The sequence below is a fragment of the Streptomyces sp. SID3343 genome (genome assembly GCF_009865215.1).
Lineage (GTDB): Bacteria > Actinomycetota > Actinomycetes > Streptomycetales > Streptomycetaceae > Embleya.
Map to the genome: position 1 here is coordinate 1 of NZ_WWJX01000448.1, position 4,206 is coordinate 4,206.

The 4,206-nt window shown below is 70.8% G+C and carries 1 protein-coding gene; it reads right to left on the reverse strand.

Features of this window, described 5'->3' with window-relative positions:
* The coding region (locus GT354_RS14335) for a type I polyketide synthase (RefSeq protein ID WP_346012029.1) at window positions 1-4,149 on the reverse strand (4,149 nt) is incomplete at its 3' end.
* Window positions 4,150-4,206 lie beyond the last annotated feature (57 nt).

Here is a 4,206-nt window from a genome sequence, read left to right on the forward strand (position 1 = left end):
GGCGGTTGCCGTCGCGGCCGCCGTACGCCGCGCCGAACCGCCGCGCACGCGAACGAGGCCACGCAGCAACGCGGGTACGGGACCGGCGGCCTTGCGTACTGCGGCGAGGTCGAGAACTGCCGGAATCAGCACGGCTTCCGGAGCCTGCAGAGCCGCGTCGAACAGGGCCAGGCCCTGCGCGCCGGACAGCGCGCCCATGCCGTTTCGGGCCATCCGTCGAAGGTCCGCCTCCTTGAGCCGGCCACCCATGCCCTGCTCCTCGGACCACAGGCCCCAGGCCAGGGAAAGCGCGGGCCGGCCCGTCGACCGGCGTCGCCACGCCAACGTGTCGAGGAAGACGTTCGCCGCGGCGTAGTTGGCCTGCCCCGGTCCGCCGAAGACACCCGAGGCGGAGGAGAAGAGCACGAAGGCCGTCAGGTCGAGGTGTTCGGTCAGCTCGTGCAGGTTCGTCGCGGCATCCACCTTGGCGCGCAGTACCGCTTCCACCTGTGCGTGCGTCATGGAGGCGACGAGGGCGTCGTCGTTGACTCCGGCCACGTGCACCACGGCGGTGAGCGGATGCTCGCTCGGGATGTCCGCGAGTAGCGCGGCCAGCGCGCCGGCGTCCGCGATGTCGCACCCGACCAGCGTCACCTGCGCGCCCAACGCGCGCAACTTCGCCGCCAGTTCGGCCGCGCCGGGCGCGGACGGACCTCGACGGCCGGTCAGCACGAGGTGTCGTACGCCGTGCTCGGTGACGAGGTGTCGAGCCACCAACCGACCGAGACCACCGGTGGCGCCGGTGACCAACACGGTCCCGTCCGCGCCGAAGACGGATCGGGCGGGGCCCTCGACCGGTCCGCCCGTGTGTGCCAGTCGCGGGACGAACATCGTGCCCTCGCGAAGCGCGAGTTGGGGCTCCCCTGTGTCCAGGGCCGCCGGCAAGGCCGCCTGCGAGGCATCGTCCATGTCCACCAGGACCACGCGCCCCGGGTGTTCGGCGTGCGCGGAGCGCACCAGACCCCAGACCGGTGCCTGCGTGATCTCGGGTACCTCCTCGTCGCCCACGGCCACGGCCCCGCGGGTCACCACGACCAGGCGCGAGTGGGCGAACCGGTCGTCGGCCAACCACTGCTGGAGGACGTCCAGCACCCGATACACCGCCGTTCGCACGTCCGCGGGAGTGTCACCCGTCGGGAGCGGGCACTGCACGATCACCGTGTCCGGCGACTGCGCGCCGCTCGCCAACGCCGCGAGATCGGGGTAGGCATGGGTGCCCGAAGAGGCTCCCAGTCCCAGGACGTCGCTGCCGACCAGGGCCCTGCCGGCGAGCGGCACCGAACCGAGCGGCGCCGCGGAGTGGTCACCGTCGGTCGGCACGGGTGTCCACTCCACCCGATACAACGCCTCGGTCGACTGTCGGGCGGGACCGCCGCGTTCCTCCGCCGTCGCGCGCCGTAGCGTCACCGCGTCGATCGTCAGCACGCACGCGGACTCGGCGTCCACGGCGCACAGGGAGTACTCGTTCGGTGTGCCGGTGGGAGTCAACCGCACGCGCAGGGCGCCGGCTCCGACGGCATGCAAACGCACCCCGCGCCACGCGGTGGCCCAAAGGCCGTCGGCCGCGTCGATGTCCGTCGACGTACCCATCGCGTGCCAAGCGCTGTCGAGGAGGGCCGGGTGCAGCAGGTATCGGCGGGTCTCGATGTCCGGGGAAAGGGCGACAGTCGCGTACAGGTCGTCGCCGTCGCTCCACGTCTTCGGCGCCGGCGACGTGCCTTCGGCGGGCGGCGGTGGCACGAAGTCACCGGTGTCCGGCTCGACTTCCGGGGAGGGCGCGAGGATTCCGCGGGCGTGGTGTGTCCAGGCGTGATCGCCGTTTCGGGGTCGGGAGGACACGCGGATGGGGCGTCTCCCGGTGGAGTCGGGCTTGCCGGTACGGGTCTGGAGGGTGATGGTGTCGTGCTCGGGAAGGGTGAGCGGGGTGTCGAGGACGAGTTCCTCGACGGTGGTGCAGTCGGTGCGGTCGCCGGTGTGCAGGGCGAGTTCGAGGAGGACGCCGCCCGACAAGGTCGTGGTGCCGTCGAGCAGGTGGTCGTTGAGCCAGGGCTGCGCGCCGAGCGAGATCTCGCGGGTGGCGACGGTGGCCTCGTCGTCGGCGAGGGCGACGGCAGGCCCCGGGTCGAGGGCGTACGCGGTGGCATCGGGGTCGGTGTCCTGGACCCAGTAGTGGTGGTGTTGGAAGGCGTAGGTGGGAAGTGGGGTGTGCCCGGGGGCGGGGAGCAGGGAGGCCCAGTCGATGTCGATGCCGTGGGTGTGGAGCCGGGCGAGCGCAGCGATCAGGGTGTGCGTCTCGGGTCGGTTCTTGCGCAGCGTGGACGTGTGCAGGACGTGGTCGGTGTCGGCGAGGCAGTCCTGGGCCATGGCGGTGAGGACCGCGTCGGGGCCGATTTCGAGGAGGTGGGAAATGCCGTACCCGTGCGCTGTGCGGATCCCGTCCATGAAGCGGACGGGTCGTCGGATGTGCTCGACCCAGTATTCGGGGGAGGCGAGTTCGTCGTGGGTGGCGATGTGGCCCGTGGAGTTGGAGATGACGGGGATGCGTGGCGGGTGGTACGTGATGGCGGCCGCGGTCGCGTGGAACGCGTCGAGGATGGGTTCCATCCGGGGTGAGTGAAAGGCGTGGGACACGTGCAGTTGTCGGGTTCGGCGCCCGTTCTGCGCGAAGTGTGCGGCGATGCGGGTGACGGCGTCCTGGTCACCGGAGACGACGACGGCCTCGGGACCGTTCACGGCGGCAAGGGAGACCGTGGAGGTGAGGTGGGGCCGGATCTCGTCCTCGGTGGCCTGGATGGCGCTCATCGCGCCGCCGGACGGCAGGGATTGCATCAGGCTCGCCCGGGCGACGACCAGCCGTGCGGCGTCGGGCAGCGAGAAGACCTCGGCCGCGCAGGCGGCGGTGATCTCGCCGAGCGAGTGGCCGATGAGGATGTCGGGAGTGGGCGCGAGGTCTTGGAGGAGCCGGAACAGTGCCATCTCGACGGCGAACAGGGCCGGTTGGGCGAGAGCGGTGTGGTGCAGCGGTTGTTCGTGGTCGGTGATGGCCTGGCGGAGGGAAAGGCCGAGGAGTGGGTCGAGTTCGGCGCACACGGCATCGAGCGCCTGGTCGAAAGCCGGGAAAGCGGCTGCCAGTTCGCTGCCCATGTCGTGGTGCTGCGAGCCCTGGCCGGTGAACGCGAAGCCGAGTTTGCCGGCGATCGCGGTACCGGTGACAACGCCCGGCGGGTGCTCACCGGCGGCAAGGGCGTGCAGTCCGGTCGTGAGTTCGTCGCGGTCGCGCCCCCAGACCACGGCTCGGTGCGACAACGTGGCACGGGTGGCGATCAGCGCGGCGCCGATCGCCGCGGGGTCGGTGTCGAGTCGCGCTTGCAGGTGACTCAGCAGCCGTTTCGCCTGCGCCCGTAGCGCGAGTTCGCCCCGACCGGAGAGCACCAGCGGGATCGTGGGGAAGTCGCGGTCGTCGGGGACCGGTGCAGTGGCGACCGATGGAGTTGTGGCCGGTGCGGTTGTGGTCGGTGCGGTTGTGGCCGCTGCAGGGTCGTCCTCGGCTGCTTCGAGGATGACGTGGGCGTTGGTTCCGCTGATGCCGAACGAGGACACCCCCGCCCGGCGCGGACGCCCGTCCCGCTCCCACGGCCGCGACCGGGTCAACAACTCCACCCCACCCGACGACCAATCCACCTCACCCGTAGGCGCGTCCACATGCAACGTCCGCGGCAACACCCCACGATCCATCGCCAACACCATCTTGATCACACCCGCCACACCCGCAGCCGCCTGCGTATGACCGATGTTCGACTTCACCGACCCCAACCACAACGGCCGACCCACCACCCGACCCCGCCCATACGTCGCCAACAACGCCTGCGCCTCGATCGGATCACCCAACCGCGTCCCCGTACCGTGCGCCTCCACCACATCCACATCACCCACCGACAAACCCGCACCCGCCAACGCCCGCCGAATCACCCGCTGCTGCGCCGGACCGCTCGGCGCCGTCAAACCGTTCGACGCACCGTCCTGATTCACCGCCGAACCACGCACCACCGCCAACACCCGCCGCCCACCACGACGCGCATCCGACAACCGCTCCAACAACAACACACCCACACCCTCACCCCACCCCGTACCATCCGCCGACGCCGCAAACGCCTTACAACGACCATC